Source organism: Bacillus sp. WC2503, from assembly GCF_052682895.1.
The window spans coordinates 444,018-464,124 of sequence record NZ_JBQYMD010000001.1; the positions used below are offsets into that span (position 1 = coordinate 444,018).

The window sequence follows — 20,107 nt, forward strand, 5'->3', positions numbered from 1 at the left end:
AGCAAACTAACGTTCGTTGTGTAAGTGAAAGGTGGGGTTACATGTCACTTCGATTGGTGATTGGTAGAGCGGGAAGTGGAAAGAGTACACTTTGTTTACGAGAAGTGCAAGAAGAGTTAAAACAGCGCCCGAGAGGCAAAACAATATTATATCTTGTGCCAGAACAGATGACATTCCAGACGCAGCAGGCGTTAATTGAAAGTGAGGATGTAAGAGGTTCTATTCGGGCACAAGTTTTTAGTTTTTCACGATTAGCTTGGAAGGTGTTGCAAGAAGTTGGCGGAGCGAGTCGTCTTCATATTGATGAAGCGGGTGTGCATATGTTACTTCGTAAAATTGTAGAATCTCGTAAAGATGGATTATCGGTGTTCCAAAAAGCAGCGGAGCAAAACGGTTTCTTTGAGCATCTTGGCAGTATGATTGCGGAGTTTAAACGTTACAATGTGACGCCATCTAACGTATATGAAATGTGGCAACAATTAGATGCGCATAGTAGCAGTGCTGAGCAAAAGTTATTAGCGAATAAAGTATATGATTTACAGCTATTATATGATGATTTTGAACGTGCTTTAATCGGGAAATATTTAGATTCAGAAGACTATTTACAATTGCTAGTGGAAAAGCTTCCGCAGTCTGAGTATGTAAATGGTGCTGAAATTTATATAGATGGGTTTCATTCATTTTCTCCGCAAGAACTTGAAATTGTAAGACAGCTCATGATTTGTGGAGCGAGAGTCACAATTACGTTAACGATAGATGAAAAAACATTAGCGCAGCCAGTGAATGAACTGGATTTATTTTATGAAACGACGTTAACATATGAAAAAATAAAACAAGTAGCGCGTGAAGAGAAAATAGAAATTGAAAAAACAATTCCACTTATGGAACAACCGCGTTTTCATTCTCCGGCATTAGCTCATTTAGAAACGCATTATGAAGCGCGTCCGAATGAAAAGTATTATGATGAAGCAAGTGTAACAATTAGTACAGCGGCGAATTTACGAGCTGAAGTAGAAGGGGTTGCTCGTGAAATTCGTAGACTTGTCGCGGATGAAACGTATCGTTATCGAGATATTGCAGTACTTCTTCGTAACGGGGAAAGTTATTACGATGTGATGCGAACGTTATTTACAGATTATAATATTCCACACTTCATCGATGAAAAACGCCCGATGTCACATCATCCATTAGTAGAATGTATTCGTTCTGCCTTAGAAATTATTAGCGGAAATTGGCGTTATGACGCGGTGTTTCGCTGCGTGAAAACAGAGCTTTTATATCCATTAAACGTAAGGAAAGAAATGATGCGTGAAGAGATGGATGAGTTCGAAAACTACTGTTTAGCGTACGGTGTACAAGGGAAGAGATGGACTTCTGAGGATCCGTGGATGTATCGCCGTTACCGTTCACTTGACGATACAAACGGAATGATAACAGATATTGAACGTGAAATGGAAGAGAAAATAAACAGGCTGCGTGATGTTGTAAGAACGCCAGTTATTCGCATGCAAAAAAGGTTAAAGCGTGCGGGAACAGTGATGCAAATGTGCGAAGCGGTTTACTTATTTTTAGAAGAACTTGACGTTCCAAAGAAGTTAGAAGAATTACGTATACGTGCAGAAGAGAGCGGAGATTTCTTATTTGCAACAGACCATGAACAAGTATGGGAAGAAGTAATGAGCCTTCTTGATACGTTTGTAGAAATGCTTGGTGAGGAGAAGATGTCACTATCAATGTTCACGGACGTTATGTCGACAGGACTTGAGGCACTTCAATTCGCTAACATTCCGCCATCATTAGATCAAGTATTAGTTGCCAATATTGATCACTCCAGGTTATCAGATGTGAAAGCAACGTTTATTATCGGCGTAAATGAAGGAGTTATTCCAGCAGCACCGATGGATGAAGGGATGCTTTCTGATGAGGAAAGAGAAGTTCTTGGTGCGGCAGGAATTGAACTCGCGCCAACGACGAGACAAACTTTATTAGAAGAGCAGTTCGTTATGTATCAGATGGTAACGAGAGCGTCTGAGAAATTATATATTTCATGCCCACTTGCAGATGAAGAAGGAAAGACATTACTTGCATCTAGCTTTATTAAGAAAATAAAAAGAATGTTCCCTAATGTGAAAGACTCGTTTATTACGAATGACGTAAACGACTTATCGCGTTCGGAACAAATTTCATACGTAGCAACGCCAGAAGTGACGTTATCTTATGTCATGCAGCAACTACAAACGTGGAAGCGATACGGATTTGAAGGGAATCTAGATTTTTGGTGGGACGTCTATAACTTCTACGTCACTTCGGATGAATGGAAACAAAAAAGTAGTCGCGTGTTATCGAGTTTATTCTATCGAAATCGTGCGCAGAAACTAAGTACGGTAGTAAGTAGAGATTTATACGGAGATAAAATAAAAGGAAGCGTTTCTCGTATGGAACTCTTCAACCGTTGTGCGTACGCTCATTTCGCGCAGCACGGTTTATCGTTAAGAGAGCGTGATATTTTTAAACTAGATGCACCAGATATCGGTGAACTATTCCATGCAGCACTGAAGAGAATTGCAGACAGGCTATTACGCGAAAACCGCACTTGGGCGGATTTATCAATAAAAGAGTGTGAGCATCTTTCTGTTTTAGTAATAGAAGAAATCGCACCGTTATTACAAAGACAAATTTTATTAAGCTCAAATCGTCATTTCTATTTAAAACAAAAACTACAACAAATCATTTTCCGTACGTCAATCATTCTTCGTGAACACGCGAAGTCGAGCGGTTTCGTACCAGTTGATTTAGAGGTGCCATTCGGTATGGGCGGTACGGGATCGCTTCCGCCGATGGAATTCTCATTACCAAATGGTGTGAAGATGGAAGTTATCGGCCGTATTGACCGTGTGGATAAGGCTGAAGATGAAAACGGAACATTCCTTCGTATTATTGATTATAAATCAAGTTCAAAAGCGTTAGACTTAACGGAAGTGTATTACGGATTGGCACTTCAAATGTTAACGTATTTAGATGTCGTTACTACAAATGCACAAACGTGGATGAAAAAAGGCCACGCAGCATCACCTGCTGGTGTACTGTACTTTCATATTCATAACCCGATTGTTGAAATGAAAGGTGACGCATCTGAAGCTGAAATTGAAAAAGAAATTTTAAAGAAATTTAAAATGAAAGGCCTCGTACTAGGAGATGCTGACGTTGTTCGTTTAATGGATAACAAACTTTCAACAGGAAGTTCAGATATTATTTCTGCTGGTCTGAAAAAAGACGGTAGTTTTAGTGCGCGTTCTAGCATTGCAAGTGAGCAAGAGTTTAACGTACTGCAAAAATATGTACACCATACGTTTGAACATATCGGAAAAGACATTACAGAAGGTGTTATTGATATTGCTCCTTACAAAAAGGGGAATAAAGCGGCATGTACGTTCTGTAACTTCAAATCTGTCTGTCAGTTTGATGAATCACTTGAAGATAATCAATTCCGTACGTTAAAAGATATGAAAGATAGTGAAGCGATGGAGAAAATTAGAGAGGAGGTTGACGGAGAATGATAGAGAATTGGCCTAAAAAACCAGAAGGTAGTCAATGGACAGATGACCAGTGGAAAGCCGTTGTAGCGAATGGACGTGACATTTTAGTCGCAGCAGCAGCTGGATCGGGAAAAACAGCAGTATTAGTTGAACGTATGATTAAAAAGATTATTAATGAGGAAAATCCAGTCGATGTCGATCGCCTGCTCGTTGTAACATTTACGAATGCAGCGGCGCAAGAGATGAAAAATCGAATTGGAGAAGCGTTAGAAAAAGTACTAATTGATGAGCCAGGATCTCAACATGTAAGAAAACAGCTGAGCCTATTAAATAAAGCATCTATTTCAACGATCCATTCATTTTGTTTACAAGTAATTAGAGGGTATTACTACATGCTGGATGTTGATCCTCGTTTTCGTATTGCAAATCAAACAGAAAATGAGTTGTTAAAAGAAGAAGTGCTAGATGACATATTAGAAGAAGAGTATGGAATCGAAGATAATAGTATTTTCTTTGAATTAGTTGATCGCTATACGAGTGACCGTAGTGATGATGACTTACAAAGAATGATTTTAGCGCTTCATACAGAATCAAGAGCGCATCCAAATCCGGAAAAATGGCTCGATAAATTAGTAGAAGCATACGACGTGGAAGGAAAGACAATTGAAGATTTAGTGTATGCTTCTTACCTATTAGAAGATGTGAGATTCCAGCTTGAAACAGCGGAACAACATATTCGTAAAGCAACCGAACTCGCAATGCTTCCTGACGGCCCGGCGCCTCGCGTTGAAACCCTGCAAGCGGATGCAGCTTTACTTGGAATGTTATCATCAGCAGCTCGTGAATCGTGGACAAGCGTGTATGAAGCGATGCAAAACGTATCGTGGCAAACGTTAAAGCGTATTAAGAAAAGTGATTACAACGAGGATGTTGTAAAACAAGTAGACTCTCTTCGTAATAAAGCGAAAGATGAAGTGAAGAAATTACAAGAAGAGTTATTTAGCCGCAAACCTGAAAGTTTCTTACGAGATTTTCAAGATATGCATCCTGTATTAGAAAAACTTGTGAAGCTCGTAAAAGTCTTTACAGAGCGTTTCCAAGCGATGAAGCGAGATAAAGGAATGGTTGATTTCACAGATTTAGAGCATTTCTGTTTGCAAATTTTAAGTGAACAAAGTGAAAATGATGAAGTGAAGCCATCAGCAGTAGCGCTTCAATATCGTAATAAATTTGCAGAAGTACTAGTCGATGAATATCAAGATACGAACTTCGTACAGGAATCCATTATTAAATTCGTAACGAAAGATTCTGAGAGTGAAGGGAACTTGTTCATGGTTGGTGACGTAAAACAGTCAATCTACCGTTTCCGACTAGCAGAACCAGGCTTATTCTTAGGAAAGTATAAACGCTTCACGCAAGAAGGATCGGGCGGCGGAATGAAGATTGATTTAGCGAAAAACTTCCGTAGTCGTCATGAAGTACTAGCAGGTACGAACTTTATTTTCAAACAAATTATGGGCGAAGAAGTTGGGGAAATCGATTACGATGCTGACGCTGAATTAAAGCTAGGTGCTAGCTATCTAATAGGTGAAGATGTAGCGGCTGAATTATTATGCATTCAGCAAACGGAAGAAGAAGTACTAGAGGGTGAAGAAGGTACGGAAGTCGAAAAGGCGCAACTGGAAGCTCGTCTTATGGCGCAGCGCATTAAAGCGATGGTCGATTCAGGTTATGAAGTGTATGACCGAAAAACGGATAGTATGCGACCAGTGCAATATCGTGATTTCGTTATTTTACTTCGCTCTATGCCGTGGGCACCGCAAATTATGGAAGAGTTAAAACTACAAGGAATTCCAGTATATGCAGACCTTGCGACTGGTTACTTTGAAGCGACAGAAGTAAATATTATGATGAACGTATTCCGCGTTATTGATAATCCGATGCAAGATATTCCACTTGCAGCAGTACTTCGTTCACCGATCGTTGGATTAAATGATGAAGAACTTGCGACGCTTCGTGCTCACGGAAAGAAAGGGTCATTTTATGAAGTAATGAGCTCATTCTTAAAAGGTGCACCGCTTGAAGAAGAACAAGAACTTCATGAAAAACTAGAATGGTTTTATAACTTACTACAAGGATGGCGTGAATTCGCGCGCCAACAATCACTTTCTGATTTAATTTGGAAAGTGTACGGTGAGACAGGGTATTATGACTTTGTCGGCGGTTTACCAGCTGGAAAGCAAAGGCAGGCAAACTTGCGTGTATTATATGACCGCGCAAGGCAATATGAAGCAACATCATTTAGAGGATTATTCCGCTTCTTACGTTTTATTGAACGTATTTTAGAACGCGGTGACGATATGGGGACGGCGAGAGCTCTTGGTGAACAAGAAGATGTTGTTCGCATTATGACGATTCATAAAAGTAAGGGACTTGAGTTCCCGGTCGTATTTGTAGCTGGACTCGGTCGTCGTTTTAATACACAAGATTTAATGAAACGTTTCTTACTGCATAAAGACTTCGGTTTCGGTTCACAGTTCATTGATCCGCGTAAACGAATTAAATATACGACATTATCGCAACTTGCAATTAAACGTAAAATGAAAATGGAATTAATTGCGGAAGAAATGCGCGTATTATACGTAGCTTTAACGCGTGCAAAAGAGAAGTTAATTTTAATCGGAACAGTTAAGGATGCAAATAAGGAAATGGAAAAATGGCTCGATGCGAGGGAACATAGTGAATGGTTATTACCAGATCACATACGTGCTGGAGCGTCTTGCTATTTAGACTGGATTGCACCTTCATTATATAGACATCGTGATAGTGAAATACTTCTTGAATTAGGACAAGGAAGTATTCCAGATGAAATTTACGGGTATGACACTAGCTGGAAAGTAGAAGTTGTGGACGGTAACACGCTACTTGCACCAGAGCCAGTTCAAGAAGAGAAACAAGAGTTGTTAGAAGCACTTCGTGAGAAAAAGGCTGTGCCATTACAAAGTGAACGAAAAGAAGAAGTGTACGATAGGTTAATGTGGAAGTACGGGTATGAGGAAGCAACCTCTCATCGTGCGAAGCAATCCGTTACAGAAATAAAGAGAAATTATCAGTCTGAAGAAGGCAGCGATAACGCCTTTATTAGAAAACTACGTGCACCAATTAAAACACGTCCGCGCTTTATGGAGAAAAAAGGATTAACGTACGCAGAGCGTGGGACAGCAGTCCATACCGTTATGCAACATGTAGATTTGAAGAAGCCGATTACGGTTGAAGTTCTTCAAGAACAAATTGCTGGAATGGTAAATAAGGAATTGTTAACATTCGAGCAGGCGGAAGAAATAGCGATTGAAAAAGTAATTTCATTCTTTGACAGTGACCTAGGTAAAAGGGTATTAGCGGCGAAAAGTGTTGAGCGTGAAGTTCCATTTACGATGATGCTATCAGCAGAAGAAGCATATCAAGATTGGCAAGGGAATAGCGGGGAATCGATTCTTGTCCAAGGGGTTATCGACTGCATGATTGAAGAAGAAGATGGTATTACGCTAATCGATTTCAAAACAGATACGATTGAAGGTAAATTCCCAGGCGGATTTGAACAAGCAAAACCAATTTTAGAAGATCGCTATAAAGTGCAGCTTTCGTTATATGCAAAAGCACTCGAGAAAAGCTTACAACATCCTGTGAAAGAGAAATGTTTATACTTCTTTGATGGGAATTATGTTGTGAATATTGAGGAATAGAGGGGCTTGAAAATGGCGACGGAAAAAACGTTAAGAACGTGTGAAAAAGGACATGAATACTATAAAAGTAGCGATTGTCCAACTTGCCCAACCTGTGAGAAAGAGAGAAAGCCAAAAGAAGGTTTTCTCTCTCTTCTTTCAGCACCAGCAAGAAGGGCATTAGAGCACCATGGTATTCACACTGTAGAAGAGCTCTCAAAATATAGTGAAAAAGAAATTTTAAAACTGCATGGTATGGGACCTGCGTCTTTGCCGAAGCTTAGGAAAGCTTTGGAGGAGAGCGGGTTATCATTTAAATAAATGGTGATGTGATGAATAATTTTCAAAGAAAAGATCCGTTACTATTTCATATAAAAAAGAGGTGTCACCTATAGGAGACACCTCTTTTTTACGCTGTTCCAATCTGATCTTGATCTGCCACATCAGAATCAAACGTATTTGTTGCACTAACGCCGTTAAAAGTGTTGACGACAAATCCGACATTAGAAGCTCCGGACCCGTTATAAGCTTTCGTGTTTTCTTTCGGAGACACGTTATAAAAATCTCCTAAATTGAAAGAACCGTTACTGTTTTGAACGACTAGATTTCCAACAACAGAAGGCATACCATCCACCTACTTTACTAAGCTTTTTAATTACTATATGAATTATTGAGCGGAAGGTTCATCCGTAATATATTGGCGGATTTGCATAATACGAGAGTTATTAAAAACATAATCAACATTTCCAATTTGAAAGCAACCAGAATTTAAAAGTGTTCGCAATTCAACGTTATTTACTTCAATAAAAGGGCATTCATTTATAATATTTAATTTGACATCTGTCGTTCGCTTTGGGATTGTAATGTGTTCATCTGTAAAGATTTCAAATGCATCTAAGCGCCCTTCACCTTTTATATAACAAGGGATTTCCCTGTGGACGGCAAGAGCTCTACTTTTTAATTCCATTTGATTTGCATCTCCAACTTGAAATACAGCAGCAATCCCTAAAGAAATAATAGAAACATTTTGGACAATAGACACATGATGTAACATAATTTCTCAGTCTCCTTAACCTGGAGTAGGAGGGACATCTGTTACTAATGGTACAAATGGACCCTCTGTAACAGTTTCAAACGGTGTATCAAGAATAGAAGATAAAATGAGGAAATTTGCATCCCCAATTAAAAAGAGAGCGGACGAAGATACACCGTTCATTTTAATCTGTCCGACTTTTAACTCACGATTTACAACGTTAAGATTCATACATACTTACTCCTTTCGGAAATTTCCCGGTATGTGCTGAATAAAGGATAGAAAGGCTTTGTCGATATCTTGTTTCATTGCTTGAATAATGAGGTTTCGTAAATAATCTGGATCTGTTGAAATACCTTCATATGATTGAGCTTGTGATAAATAATAAGGAAGTCTATGCTCCATCTGTTTTTTTATGTCATCAACCATCATTTGTCGATACATTTCATCAAGCGGTGTTCTCTCTTCTTGTTCAAAGTGGAGAATTCGATTATATGCTTCTTCATCTAAGTAGCGATGCATTTCTTGAAGGATACCTTGATAAAAGTCAGGGTTGGTGTCAGTTTCAGGATTGACCTTCAATGTTTCTGTATCAACTTGAAAATCTTCAATTTGTTGTCCTTTTGTTGAAAATGGATTTAAACCAATATTTAAAGTACCATTTAAATTTTCTACTTTTAATTGATCGAATTTGTATTCCACTTTTCCTATAGAAGAGGAGGGGCGACTTTTTAATTCATTAAGCTCTTCTTGTAATTGGCGGACTTGATCTTCTAGGCTAAGGATGGTTGCTTGTTGTATTTGGAGAGCTTGCTGAAGTTGGTGTAAGTAAGTATATATATCTTGATTCATTTTGTGAAACCTCCTTTTCAATAGGGAGGGTAAATATATTCCTGCTATATATTTATGACAAGGATGCCTTAAGAAGAACTGTTTGATGGTTTGATAGAAATAATTTGTCCTTTCGCCTGTAATGGGCGAAGAGGCTCTGTAAATCCACCCGTATTTGAAAATTTAGATAGAGCTTTAATACTTCCGGCCGTACCAATTTGGAATACAGAAGAAGTCGTAATGCTATCGATTCTAATACTGTTAATGATAATACTTTGGTTCACGTAAAAATTCAATGCAATTGCCTCCTTTAAGTTGAACCAATTATCGCTTGATCGATTACATCTGAATCATTGACAGTCGTTGCGCTTTGATAATTGTAGACAGAAACATTATCTCCAACGTTAAAAGAGCCGGCCCCAGCGAAAGCACGTGAATAACTAATAGGCCTAATCGCAAATACATCTCCAATGTGAAAAATACCACTTGACCCAATATTGACGATACGAATATGTCCGACCATAGCTGGCATATAAAACACCTTTCGTTTTTAAAATTTTCTTTTCTACTATTGTATGGGCGTTTTCAATAAAATGTGTGTTTTTTTGAAATAAAAGAAACACACACGTTATTACGTGTGTGTTTCGAATGTTTGATTAGGTTGAAAATCCGTATGTACATGCCAAATTACATTTAAGAGCCTGTCCAGTTCTTGGCTACAATCCACTGTTTTTTGAGAAGTCATTCCGTAGCGTTCAGCAAAATAGATCATTTTTTCACGTTTTTTTTCAATAGCTTGCTCAAACATTGAAATCGGCTCCATCTCTAAATGAAATTTTTAGTATATATGTAGTACATATTATACAAAAATCCCATAAAAAAGAAACAACTTCGCTAAAAAAAGTAAAATTTCTACATTTTATGTCAAATAACGAATGGTAACGAATAAGGTGCGAGAAGAATATTGTAAAAATTAGCGTGCATGAGAAGGTTTTTTTCTTATAGATGCGAATACAATTAAATGGTATGAGTTTTAGGATGGAGAGTGGAAATATTGCGTTTTGTAACGGCGAAGAAAGAGGAAAAGGTATTTGTAGGTATTGTAGACGAAGAGGAAGAAAAAGTACTGCACTTAAGAGAAGCGCAAAGACAAAAAGGGGAAAAGGTTACGATTCCGATTACAATGTTAGAGTGTATTGAAAGAGGGACTGAATGTCTTGAGAAAATATGTGAAATTGTAAATTGGGCAAAGGAAAATGAAGGGGTAGCGTATTATCCGTTAACAGAGGTGAAAATATTAGCACCAATTCCAAGGCCAAGAAAGAATATACTTTGTGTTGGGAAAAACTATCGTGAACATGCAATCGAGATGGGCGGAGTAGAGTCTATTCCGGAAAATATAATGATTTTTACGAAAGCACCAACAACAGTTATTGGAATTGATGAGAAAATCAATGGGCATTCCCACGCAACGAATGAACTAGATTATGAAGGGGAACTAGCTATTGTTATTGGTAAGCGAGGGAAGCAAATAAAAAAAGAAAAAGCGCTTGACCATGTTTTCGGATATACAGTTATAAATGATGTAACCGCTCGTGACATTCAAAGGAAACATAAACAGTTTTTCCTTGGGAAAAGCTTCGATACGTTTTGTCCGATGGGACCGTATTTAATGCATAAATCAATGGTTGAAACGCCGAACGCATTACACATCGAAACAGTAGTAAATGGAGAAGTAAGACAAACTTCAAACACAAATAAAATGATTTTTTCAATTGAAGAAATTATTTCAACGATAAGTAAAGGGATGACATTAGAACCAGGCGATATTATCGCAACAGGAACGCCGTCTGGTGTCGGAAAGGGCTTTACACCACCGAAGTTTTTACACGCTGGTGATGAAGTGGTCATTACAGTAGAGGGAATTGGTACTTTGCGAAATGTAGTGAAATGAAGAAAACAGCTATCTTGTATAAAGATAGCTGTTTTCTATGGTCTCGGGTTATAGAGGTAATCGATAACGGCAAAAGTGTAAAGACCAATTAATGCAAGTGTACAAATGCCAAATAATATAACCGCAAGTGCGCTTTTTTCTCGTCCAAATCCAATAATAGTAAGAATAACAGCAGTCCAAAATGATGCTTTCAGTAGTGTGAGTGTAGTAGGAGTTGAGTAATGAAGCCATGTTGTGGAAAGGATGAAACCAAAGAATGTAACTAAAATAAAAGCTGTAGCTAAATAGTTAATATGTTTACCATATCTTAATAGCATGTCGCACCTCCTTCTGTGAATGAAAATACAGAAAATTACAATTGAATTTTAATATAAATCACTATAAAAGGAAAGAGGTTGTCCTAACGTGTAGGACAACCTCTCTATCATTACGATAAAACAGCTTTAATTTTTTGGAATGCCCACTCTAAATCTTCTTCAGAGATTACTAGAGGTGGTGCGATACGAATTACATTTTCGTGTGTTTCTTTACATAACAGCCCAGCTGCTTTTAGTTGTTCACAGTAAGGACGAGCTGGCTCGTTTAATTCGATACCGATGAATAAACCTTTACCGCGAACGTCAGTAATCATTGGGTTATCAATTTCTTTTAATTGCCCAACTAATTTTTCTCCTAATTGAAGAGAACGCTCTGTTAATTTTTCTTCTTCTAACACTTCAAGAGCTGCGATAGAAACAGCACATGCAAGTGGGTTACCACCGAATGTAGAACCGTGAGAACCTGGCTCGAATACACCTAAAATATCGCGGTTTGCTGCAACGCAAGAGATTGGGAATACGCCGCCACCAAGTGCTTTACCAAGTATGTACATGTCAGGAGTTACATCGTCCCAGTCGCAAGCAAATACTTTACCAGTACGGCCTAAGCCTGTTTGGATTTCATCTGCTACAAATAAAACGTTTTCTTTTTTACATACTTCAAGAGCTTCTTTTAAGAAACCAGCTGGTGGAATGTTAATTCCTGCTTCACCTTGAATTGGCTCTAAAATGAATGCTGCTGTATTTGGTGTAATTGCAGCTTTTAACGCTTCTAAATCACCGTAAGGAATTACAATAATGCCAGGAAGCATTGGACCGAAGCCACGCTTGTACTCTTCGTTTGATGACATAGAAACAGCACCCATCGTACGTCCGTGGAAGTTATCTTCACAAACGATGATTTCAGCGCGGTTTGCTTCTACTTTTTTCACATCATAAGCCCAGCGGCGAGCTGTTTTAATTGCAGTTTCAACAGCTTCTGCACCTGTATTCATTGGAAGTACCATTTCTTTATTAGTTAGTTTCGCAACTTTTTCGTACCAAGGGCCTAATTGATCACTATGGAAAGCACGAGAAGTTAACGTAACACGATTAGCTTGGTCAATTAAAGCGTTAATAATTTTTGGGTGACGATGACCTTGGTTAACTGCAGAATATGCACTTAATAAGTCCATATAGCGATTTCCTTCAGGATCTTCTACCCAAACGCCTTCTGCTTTAGAAATAACGATTGGAAGTGGGTGATAGTTATTTGCTCCGTATGTGTCTGTAAGTTCGATAATATCCTTAGTTTGAATCATGATTGTTCCCCCTTTTGTTATTACAAGAAGTTTGTAAATACTCTAAATATTATATCATTTAAATGTAAAAAAGCGAAACATTTCCTGAAAATAAATGAACATGTTATCATATAGAGTGAAAAAGTGTGAAAAGAGGAGGTAGGGGATACGATGGTACATATGCATATTACAGCATGGGCGTTAGGTTTAATTTTATTCTTCGTTGCGTATTCACTTTATTCAGCAGGAAGAAAAGGGAAAGGTGTACATATGGGGCTTCGTCTTATGTACATTATCATTATTGTGACAGGTTTCATGTTGTACATGGGTATTATGAAGACTGCAACAAGTAACATGCACATGTGGTACGGTTTAAAAATGATAGCTGGTATTTTAGTTATCGGTGGAATGGAAATGGTTCTTGTGAAAATGAGCAAGAATAAGGCAACAGGGGCAGTTTGGGGATTATTTATTGTCGCACTAGTAGCGGTATTTTACCTTGGACTGAAATTACCGATTGGTTGGCAAGTATTCTAATAAAAAATAAAACCACCGTATCTCTCAAATGTTTGGGGGATACGGTGGTTTTTATTTTTATGTCGCATCGATATGCAACTCTTCTCCATTTACTTTCGTAAAACGGAAAATATTTTTATTTGAAGAAGAGTGACGAACGAAATGGTGCTGCAGTGTACAGATCATCTCTTCATTATCAAATAAAAGAATATTTACTCCCTCGCATGCTTCCTCTTTCGGTAAGAAGGATAAATAATTATGGCAATACATGCAATCATATAGAGAGTAATGAAGTGATTGCAATGATTCTGTTAATAACGCAAAAACAGAATCGGGTAATTCCTCAAGCCATTCATGATAGCTAAGGAGTAATTTTTTACGAATGCGTATCATTTCCCCGTTTTGGAGGGGATGTTGTTCATTTGCGATTTGCAATATGTTTTGTTCATAAAAACGAGCTGGTAGCCAGTTGTTGTTATATAAAACCTCAAAGCCATCTTCGGCAATATCTTCTAATAAAAATGCTTCGTCATTTTCATCATCAAAGAATACCCATTCATTGTTTATATATTCTACATTACCGACTGAATGAGCACGAGGCTGGTTATATAAAATATGTTTACGTTGTATCATACACGATTTCTCCTTTATGAAAAGTAGTTATTCTTGTTATAGACAGTTCGCGCGTTCTTTATAACTAGACACATCCGGACATAGGTGGGCATACAATAAAACACGTTTTACTGAGTGAAATTATTATTCCGTATACGGATGGTAGGTTATCGTCAAGTTTGTCATTTTTTTGTATCCGCACTTTTAGAGTGGGGATTACTGCACGTTCAGGAAAAGTAATAAGATGGAAGGATGATTTATATGTGCGGGATTACAGGATGGGTGGATTATAAACGCTCATTAGAAGGAGAAAGGGCCGTCGTTATGAAGATGGCTGAGACGTTAGCGAAGCGTGGCCCAGATGATAATAAAGTTTGGATTAAGGGTAATGTCGCGTTTGGGCATAAACGGTTAATCGTTGTTGACCCTGAGGGTGGTAAACAGCCGATGACTTGTTTAAAGGATGAAGTGAATTATGCAATTTGCTATAACGGCGAACTTTATAACACGGAAGACATTCGAAAGGAACTTTTAAGAAGAGGATATACGTTCAAAGGTCATTCTGATACGGAAGTATTATTAGCATCGTATATTGAATGGAAAGAAGAATGTGTCGATCATTTAAACGGTATATATGCGTTTGCTGTATGGGACGAACGGAAAGAACAAGTATTTATTGCAAGAGATCGATTAGGTGTAAAACCGCTATTTTATAAATATGATAGTGGACGATTACTATTTGGCTCAGAGTTAAAAGCGATACTAGCGCATCCTGATGTGAAGGCTGAAGTAACGTTAGAAGGGTTATCAGAAATATTCGGCCTCGGACCATCTAGAACGCCTGGTCACGGTATTTATGCTGGTATAAAAGAATTACGACCGGGCCACGCAATGACATTTTCAAAAAATGGTTTATGTATATGGAGATATTGGAATGTAGAAAGTAAAAAACATGAAGATTCCTTTGAAGAAACAGTAGAGAAAACACGCTTTTTATTACAAGATGCTATTACAAGGCAACTCGTTTCTGATGTACCGTTATGCACTTTTTTATCAGGTGGTGTAGATTCAAGTGCTATAACAGCAATTGCCGCAAAAGAATATGAAAGATCAGGGAAAGGGCCATTACACACGTATTCTATTGACTATGAAGATAATGAAAAATATTTTAAAGCAAATGCATTCCAACCCAATTCAGATGCGCCGTTTATTAACTTAATGACTGAAACGTTTCAAACGACTCACCATCGTTGCGTCATTTCAAATGAACTGCTAGCAGAGTGTTTAACAGAAGCGGTGCTCGTTCGTGATTTGCCTGGTATGGCAGATATCGATTCCTCATTATTATGGTTTTGCCGCGAAATTAAACAAGACTTTGTCGTCGGTTTATCTGGAGAATGTGCAGATGAAATCTTCGGTGGGTATCCGTGGTTTTATAGAGAAGATGATTTACAATCAAGTGCATTCCCATGGATGCGCTCTACAGAAGCACGTGAACAACTTCTGAAGAAAGAATGGAGAAGTAAATTAAATTTACAACAATATGTACAAAGGCGCTATGAAGAATCCATTCAAGAAGTTCCTATTTTAGAGGGAGAAAGCCCACTAGAAGCGAAGAGACGACAATTATTTTATTTAAACATGGTATGGTTTATGACAACATTATTAGACAGAAAAGACCGCATGAGTATGGGAGCAAGCTTAGAAGTGCGCGTTCCATTTGCGGACCACCGACTTGTCGAATATGCGTGGAATATTCCTTGGGAAATGAAAATGTATGAAAACCGCGAAAAAGGTCTATTGCGTAAAGCTTTAGAAGGGATACTTCCACATGACATTTTATATAGAAAGAAGAGTCCTTATCCGAAAACGCATAACCCGCATTATACAAAAGCGGTAACAGTATGGCTACAGGATTTATTAACGGATAAAGGCTCAATTTTGCATGAATTGTTTGATAAAGAGCAATTGAATGGATTAATCCACTCAGGCGGAAGTGCATTCCAAACACCTTGGTTCGGTCAATTAATGACTGGGCCGCAACTTCTAGCTCATTTAGCACAAATTCACGTTTGGTTTAAAGAGTATGGGGTAAATATTAAAGAATAGCAAAAAAGCGGCTTACATGTACGTGAGCCGCTTTTTTTATTAAATAAATTGTCATATAAAATTAAAAACCACCTTATAAATAATATTTATTTAGAATTATTATTTTGACGTACTTATTATTGCTTGTTATAATTGGAAACAAACGTTCTTGAAAAAGATTCTCATTTTCAAAAATTGAGGTGTGAAATAGATGGCAAAGAAAAAAATAGGTTTACTCGTAATGGCGTATGGAACGCCGGAGTCATTGGATGATGTAGAAGCGTATTATACACATATCCGTCATGGGCGTAAGCCAACAGAAGAAGCGCTCCAAGATTTAATCGGGCGTTATAAAGCAATTGGTGGAATATCACCGCTTGCGAAAATTACGAAAGAGCAAGCGCATAAATTAACGGATTCAATGAATAATATATTTACAGAGTATGAATTTACTTGTTACTTAGGATTAAAACATATTGCACCATTTATAGAAGACGCAGTAGAAGAGATGAAGAAAGATGGGATTGAGCATGCGATTAGTATCGTATTAGCACCGCATTACTCTACATTCAGCATTAAAGCGTATAATGAACGCGCGATTCGTCTTTCGGAAAAAATTGGTGGCCCTGTTATTGAACCAATTGAACAATGGTACGACGAATCGAAGTTTATTTCCTATTGGGCAGATCAAATAAAAGAAACGTTTACAAAAGTTAAAGATAAAGAAAAAGCAGTCGTAATTTTTTCGGCGCATAGTTTACCAGAGAAGATTATTGCAGCAGGTGACTCATACGTAGAGCAATTACGGCAAACAGCAGATTTAATTGCTACAGAAGCAGGTGTAAAGCACTATACAATTGGTTGGCAAAGTGCAGGAAATACACCAGACCCATGGATTGGACCAGATGTGCAAGATTTAACGAGAGATTTATTTGAAGAGCATGGATATGAATCTTTCGTATATTGCCCAGTTGGATTTGTGGCAGAGCATTTAGAAGTTTTATATGACAACGACTATGAATGTAAGGTTGTAACGGATGAATTAAACGCCCAATATTTTAGACCGAATATGCCAAATGCACAACCTGTATTTATTGATTGTTTAGCTGAAATTGTTTCCAAAAAAATGAAGGGAATAGTTGACAAAGATTTAGTTTTGAATAATAATTAGTTTATAATAATTTTAAATAAATAATAATTACTACGGAAGAAAGAGGAGGATCCCCAGATGAATCCAAATAATCGCTTAACAACAAACCAAGGTGCTCCAGTTGGAGATAATCAAAACTCTCGTACAGCTGGTCGCCGTGGACCGGTATTGTTAGAAGACTATCATTTAGTAGAAAAACTTGCACATTTTGATCGTGAACGTATTCCAGAGCGTGTTGTGCATGCGCGTGGTGCAGGTGCTCACGGTGTATTCGTAACGAAAAACAGCATGAAGCAATATACGAAAGCCGCATTTTTACAAAATGAAGGAACTGAAACGCCTGTATTTGTTCGTTTCTCAACGGTTATTCATGGTCAAGGTTCTCCGGAAACAGCTCGTGATCCACGTGGGTTCGCTGTTAAATTTTATACAGAAGAAGGAAATTACGATATCGTAGGTAACCACTTACCAGTCTTCTTCATTCGTGATGCAATTAAATTCCCTGATATGGTGCATTCTTTAAAACCAGCACCTGATACAAACATTCAAACGCCAGATCGTTACTGGGATTTCATGACGTTAAGTCCGGAATCTACACATATGATGACGTGGGTATTTTCTGATTACGGTACACCAGCGAGTTATCGTGAAATGGAAGGTTTCGGTGTCCATTCATTTAAATGGATTAATGCAGAAGGTAAAATCGTCTATATTAAATATCACTGGAAACCACAGCAAGGTGTACGTAACTTAAATGCAAAAGAAGTGCAAGAAGTGCAAGGGAAAGACTTCAACCATGCAACTCGTGACTTGTTCGATGCAATCGAAAAAGGAAATTATCCGAAGTGGGATTTACACGTACAAGTGATGCAACTAGATGAAACGGATTCTTTAGACTTTGATCCACTAGATCCAACGAAAGTATGGCCCGAAGATCGTTTCCCATTAATGGAAGTAGGAACAATGACGTTAAATCGTAATCCGAAAAACTTCTTCGCGGAAGTAGAACAAGTGGCGTTCTCTCCGAGTGCAACTGTAAATGGTATTGAACCATCTGAAGATAAATTATTACAAGGACGTTTATTCTCTTACCCAGATACACAGCGTTATCGCCTTGGTGCAAACTACTTACAAATTCCTGTAAACTGCCCATATGCAGCTGTTCATAACCAACAACGTGATGGTGCAATGCAAGTAAATCAAAACCCATCTACGGTAAACTACGAACCGAGCCGTCATACGGAAAATCCGGTTGAAGATCCAACTTACCGCGATTCAACTATGAAAGTAGAAGGCTACGTATCTCGTGAAAAAATTGAGAAACCAAATGACTTCAAACAAGCAGGGGAGCGTTACCGTTCATTTTCTAAAGAAGAGCAAGATAACTTAATTGCAAACTTAACAAACGACTTAAAAGACGTAAATGAGCGCACGAAATTATTAGCTGTTTGTAACTTCTTCCGTGCAGATCAAGAGTACGGTATGCGTTTAGCTCAAGCGTTAAATGTTGATATTACGCAATATGTAGGGAATGCTCCGAAATAAATAGAAAAAGACGACCGGTTTTCGGTCGTCTTTTTATGTGTAAAATAAGCTTTACACGGGGTATTTTTCGTTTTCATCATGTCGGAATTTGTTGGTAAATCGATATTTTGTGTCGAAACGTCGATATAATGAAAGAATCGCTGATATATTTAAAAAATCGTCGATATATCCGAATAATCGCTGATATATTCATGAATATACCAACTAGGGTATACCACCGACAGTATAATAAAAAGAGATGCAATCTACTAGTAGTAGATTGCATCTCTTTTTTAATTCACTCGCTCAGTATACTCATAAGCCTTCTCACCGTGCATCGAAATATCAAGTCCCATATGTTCTTCGTGCTCATCTACCCGAACAGGGAGGAAGTAGTTGATCGCTTTAATAATGGCGTATGTCATTATAATTGTGAATGCATATGTTGCTCCGATTGCGACAAGTTGTTTAAATAGTAAAGCTGCGTTTCCGTAAAACAGACCGTTAGCGCCATCACCGTTTACAGTAGTAGTTGCGAAAAGTCCAGTTGCAATACCGCCCCAAGTTCCTCCGATGCCGTGACATCCGAATGCATCAAGTGTATCGTCGTACCCAAATTTCGTTTTCAAGAAGAAGACAGCACCGAAACATAATACGCCCCCGATTGCTCCGATAAGAAGGGCGGAGAAAGGTGTAACAAATCCGCAAGCTGGCGTAATTGCGACTAAACCGGAAACAACCCCGCAAGCAGCTCCCATCGCAGTCGGTTTCGATTGGAAGAACCATTCAGATAGCATCCAAGTTAGAGCAGAGGCAGCGGCGGCTATATTTGTATTAATAAATGCAGTTAAAGCGACGTCGTTTAATGATAATGCACTCCCGACGTTAAAACCGAACCACCCGAACCATAGTAAACCTGCACCTAACATCGTAAATGGTAAATGGTGAGGAGAGGTACCGTTTATGTTTTTTCGTTTTCCGAGGAAAATCGCTAATACAAGACCAGCAACACCAGAAGTGATATGAACGACATTACCACCAGCGAAGTCTAACGCGCCAAGTTCTCTTAGCCATCCGCCAACGCCCCATACCCAATGAGCGACGGGATTGTAAACGAGTGTTGTCCATAGAAGAATAAAAATAAGAAAGGCAGAAAAACGCATTCTTTCAGCGAATGCACCTGAAATTAAAGCTGGAGTTAAAATAGCGAACATGAGTTGGAACATCATAAATAAATTGTGAGGAATAGTAGATGAGTAGTCTGGATTTGGTGCGTAGGTAACTCCGTTTAAGCCGAACCAATCGAGATTGCCTATAAGTCCGTGCCAATCTGGTCCGAAAGATAAAGAATAACCGATTACAATCCACTGAATTGAGACGATAGCCATTGCGCTGTAGCTGTGCATCGTTGTGCTCAATACATTTTTACTACGAACCATGCCTCCGTAAAAAAGTGCTAATCCTGGTGTCATTAACATGACCATTACTGTCGTTATAAACATAAAAACTGTATCTCCCGTATTCATTCAATCCCCTCCTATAAT

At 38.3% G+C, this 20,107-nt stretch carries 19 protein-coding genes; 8 read left to right on the top strand and 11 right to left on the bottom strand.

The features are described from left to right. Positions 1-41 precede the first annotated feature (41 nt). From addB to ACUN26_RS02420, 3 genes are read left to right on the top strand one after another with little or no spacing between them, the layout of a single operon-like run. Positions 42-3,557: a helicase-exonuclease AddAB subunit AddB gene (addB, locus tag ACUN26_RS02410; RefSeq protein ID WP_000058647.1), complete on the top strand. Its 3,516-nt coding sequence runs from the start codon at positions 42-44 to the stop codon at positions 3,555-3,557. After that, on the top strand, positions 3,554-7,279 hold the full coding sequence (addA, locus tag ACUN26_RS02415) for a helicase-exonuclease AddAB subunit AddA (protein ID WP_000572316.1): 3,726 nt from the start codon (positions 3,554-3,556) through the stop codon (positions 7,277-7,279). Before addB ends, addA begins: the two co-directional genes overlap by 4 nt. Positions 7,280-7,291: 12 nt before the next feature. Beyond that, complete coding sequence (locus tag ACUN26_RS02420; RefSeq protein ID WP_000179958.1) at positions 7,292-7,579, top strand: RNA polymerase alpha subunit C-terminal domain-containing protein; 288 nt, start codon at positions 7,292-7,294, stop codon at positions 7,577-7,579. 88 nt (positions 7,580-7,667) lie between these two features. Here the strand turns inward: ACUN26_RS02420 and gerPF are convergent, their stop codons facing one another. The 7 genes from gerPF to ACUN26_RS02455 form a co-directional block, all read right to left on the bottom strand. Continuing rightward, on the bottom strand, positions 7,668-7,883 hold the full coding sequence (gerPF, locus tag ACUN26_RS02425; RefSeq protein ID WP_001141566.1) for a spore germination protein GerPF: 216 nt from the start codon (positions 7,881-7,883) through the stop codon (positions 7,668-7,670). A 42-nt stretch (positions 7,884-7,925) separates the two neighbouring features. Further along, positions 7,926-8,312 (bottom strand): spore germination protein GerPE, encoded by a 387-nt coding sequence (locus tag ACUN26_RS02430; protein ID WP_000902321.1) that lies wholly within the window; start codon positions 8,310-8,312, stop codon positions 7,926-7,928. 15 nt (positions 8,313-8,327) lie between these two features. Continuing rightward, complete coding sequence (gene gerPD / locus ACUN26_RS02435) at positions 8,328-8,522, bottom strand: spore germination protein GerPD (RefSeq protein ID WP_001052804.1); 195 nt, start codon at positions 8,520-8,522, stop codon at positions 8,328-8,330. A 6-nt stretch (positions 8,523-8,528) separates the two neighbouring features. Further along, a complete protein-coding gene (gerPC, locus tag ACUN26_RS02440) occupies positions 8,529-9,143 on the bottom strand; it encodes a spore germination protein GerPC (RefSeq protein WP_001070754.1) in 615 nt (204 codons plus the stop codon). A 68-nt stretch (positions 9,144-9,211) separates the two neighbouring features. Continuing rightward, positions 9,212-9,418 (bottom strand): spore germination protein GerPB, encoded by a 207-nt coding sequence (gerPB, locus tag ACUN26_RS02445; protein ID WP_001012514.1) that lies wholly within the window; start codon positions 9,416-9,418, stop codon positions 9,212-9,214. Positions 9,419-9,432: 14 nt separating this feature from the next. Next, positions 9,433-9,654 carry a spore germination protein GerPA gene (gerPA, locus tag ACUN26_RS02450; protein WP_001111187.1) on the bottom strand — a complete coding sequence of 74 codons (222 nt, stop codon included), beginning with the start codon at positions 9,652-9,654 and terminating at the stop codon, positions 9,433-9,435. 99 nt (positions 9,655-9,753) lie between these two features. Continuing rightward, positions 9,754-9,930, bottom strand: a complete 177-nt coding sequence (locus tag ACUN26_RS02455; protein ID WP_000462849.1) for an aspartyl-phosphate phosphatase Spo0E family protein — start codon at positions 9,928-9,930, stop codon at positions 9,754-9,756. Between the two features lie 246 nt (positions 9,931-10,176). Between ACUN26_RS02455 and ACUN26_RS02460 the strand changes: the two genes are divergently transcribed. Continuing rightward, positions 10,177-11,076, top strand: coding sequence for a fumarylacetoacetate hydrolase family protein (locus tag ACUN26_RS02460; protein ID WP_001213082.1), 900 nt, complete (start codon positions 10,177-10,179; stop codon positions 11,074-11,076). A gap of 35 nt (positions 11,077-11,111) precedes the next feature. Here the strand turns inward: ACUN26_RS02460 and ACUN26_RS02465 are convergent, their stop codons facing one another. Together ACUN26_RS02465 and rocD are read right to left on the bottom strand one after the other, a co-directional pair. Further along, positions 11,112-11,393 (bottom strand): hypothetical protein, encoded by a 282-nt coding sequence (locus tag ACUN26_RS02465; RefSeq protein WP_000926856.1) that lies wholly within the window; start codon positions 11,391-11,393, stop codon positions 11,112-11,114. 110 nt (positions 11,394-11,503) lie between these two features. Next, positions 11,504-12,694 (bottom strand): ornithine aminotransferase, encoded by a 1,191-nt coding sequence (gene rocD, locus ACUN26_RS02470; RefSeq protein ID WP_000616647.1) that lies wholly within the window; start codon positions 12,692-12,694, stop codon positions 11,504-11,506. A 150-nt stretch (positions 12,695-12,844) separates the two neighbouring features. Here rocD and ACUN26_RS02475 point away from each other — a divergent pair, with 150 nt between their 5' ends. Beyond that, positions 12,845-13,210, top strand: coding sequence for a YisL family protein (locus tag ACUN26_RS02475; RefSeq protein ID WP_000233490.1), 366 nt, complete (start codon positions 12,845-12,847; stop codon positions 13,208-13,210). A gap of 57 nt (positions 13,211-13,267) precedes the next feature. Here ACUN26_RS02475 and ACUN26_RS02480 read toward each other — a convergent pair whose 3' ends face one another. After that, positions 13,268-13,822, bottom strand: coding sequence for a DUF2777 domain-containing protein (locus ACUN26_RS02480; RefSeq protein WP_000616037.1), 555 nt, complete (start codon positions 13,820-13,822; stop codon positions 13,268-13,270). 240 nt (positions 13,823-14,062) lie between these two features. On the opposite strand from ACUN26_RS02480, the gene asnB reads away from it, so the two are divergent. From asnB to katB, 3 genes are all read left to right on the top strand, one after another. Then, a complete protein-coding gene (gene asnB / locus ACUN26_RS02485) occupies positions 14,063-15,910 on the top strand; it encodes an asparagine synthase (glutamine-hydrolyzing) (protein WP_000333959.1) in 1,848 nt (615 codons plus the stop codon). A gap of 190 nt (positions 15,911-16,100) precedes the next feature. After that, positions 16,101-17,060: a ferrochelatase gene (gene hemH / locus ACUN26_RS02490; RefSeq protein WP_001075095.1), complete on the top strand. Its 960-nt coding sequence runs from the start codon at positions 16,101-16,103 to the stop codon at positions 17,058-17,060. A gap of 57 nt (positions 17,061-17,117) precedes the next feature. Continuing rightward, positions 17,118-18,584, top strand: a complete 1,467-nt coding sequence (katB, locus tag ACUN26_RS02495; RefSeq protein WP_001069169.1) for a catalase KatB — start codon at positions 17,118-17,120, stop codon at positions 18,582-18,584. Between the two features lie 272 nt (positions 18,585-18,856). Here the strand turns inward: katB and ACUN26_RS02500 are convergent, their stop codons facing one another. Next, positions 18,857-20,089 (bottom strand): ammonium transporter, encoded by a 1,233-nt coding sequence (locus tag ACUN26_RS02500; protein WP_001091643.1) that lies wholly within the window; start codon positions 20,087-20,089, stop codon positions 18,857-18,859. Positions 20,090-20,107: the final 18 nt, after the last annotated feature.

What these genes read in the sequence shown, in the direction of transcription:
- ACUN26_RS02430 (WP_000902321.1), bottom strand. Translation starts at nt 8,312, where the DNA reads ATGTTACATCATGTGTCTATTGTCCAAAATGTTTCTATTATTTCTTTA.
- ACUN26_RS02420 (WP_000179958.1), top strand. Translation starts at nt 7,292, where the DNA reads ATGGCGACGGAAAAAACGTTAAGAACGTGTGAAAAAGGACATGAATAC.
- gerPA (WP_001111187.1), bottom strand. Translation starts at nt 9,654, where the DNA reads ATGCCAGCTATGGTCGGACATATTCGTATCGTCAATATTGGGTCAAGT.
- ACUN26_RS02480 (WP_000616037.1), bottom strand. Translation starts at nt 13,822, where the DNA reads ATGATACAACGTAAACATATTTTATATAACCAGCCTCGTGCTCATTCA.
- asnB (WP_000333959.1), top strand. Translation starts at nt 14,063, where the DNA reads ATGTGCGGGATTACAGGATGGGTGGATTATAAACGCTCATTAGAAGGA.
- ACUN26_RS02500 (WP_001091643.1), bottom strand. Translation starts at nt 20,089, where the DNA reads ATGAATACGGGAGATACAGTTTTTATGTTTATAACGACAGTAATGGTC.
- gerPC (WP_001070754.1), bottom strand. Translation starts at nt 9,143, where the DNA reads ATGAATCAAGATATATATACTTACTTACACCAACTTCAGCAAGCTCTC.
- ACUN26_RS02465 (WP_000926856.1), bottom strand. Translation starts at nt 11,393, where the DNA reads ATGCTATTAAGATATGGTAAACATATTAACTATTTAGCTACAGCTTTT.
- katB (WP_001069169.1), top strand. Translation starts at nt 17,118, where the DNA reads ATGAATCCAAATAATCGCTTAACAACAAACCAAGGTGCTCCAGTTGGA.
- gerPD (WP_001052804.1), bottom strand. Translation starts at nt 8,522, where the DNA reads ATGAATCTTAACGTTGTAAATCGTGAGTTAAAAGTCGGACAGATTAAA.
- ACUN26_RS02455 (WP_000462849.1), bottom strand. Translation starts at nt 9,930, where the DNA reads ATGTTTGAGCAAGCTATTGAAAAAAAACGTGAAAAAATGATCTATTTT.
- ACUN26_RS02475 (WP_000233490.1), top strand. Translation starts at nt 12,845, where the DNA reads ATGGTACATATGCATATTACAGCATGGGCGTTAGGTTTAATTTTATTC.
- addA (WP_000572316.1), top strand. Translation starts at nt 3,554, where the DNA reads ATGATAGAGAATTGGCCTAAAAAACCAGAAGGTAGTCAATGGACAGAT.
- addB (WP_000058647.1), top strand. Translation starts at nt 42, where the DNA reads ATGTCACTTCGATTGGTGATTGGTAGAGCGGGAAGTGGAAAGAGTACA.
- hemH (WP_001075095.1), top strand. Translation starts at nt 16,101, where the DNA reads ATGGCAAAGAAAAAAATAGGTTTACTCGTAATGGCGTATGGAACGCCG.
- rocD (WP_000616647.1), bottom strand. Translation starts at nt 12,694, where the DNA reads ATGATTCAAACTAAGGATATTATCGAACTTACAGACACATACGGAGCA.
- gerPF (WP_001141566.1), bottom strand. Translation starts at nt 7,883, where the DNA reads ATGCCTTCTGTTGTTGGAAATCTAGTCGTTCAAAACAGTAACGGTTCT.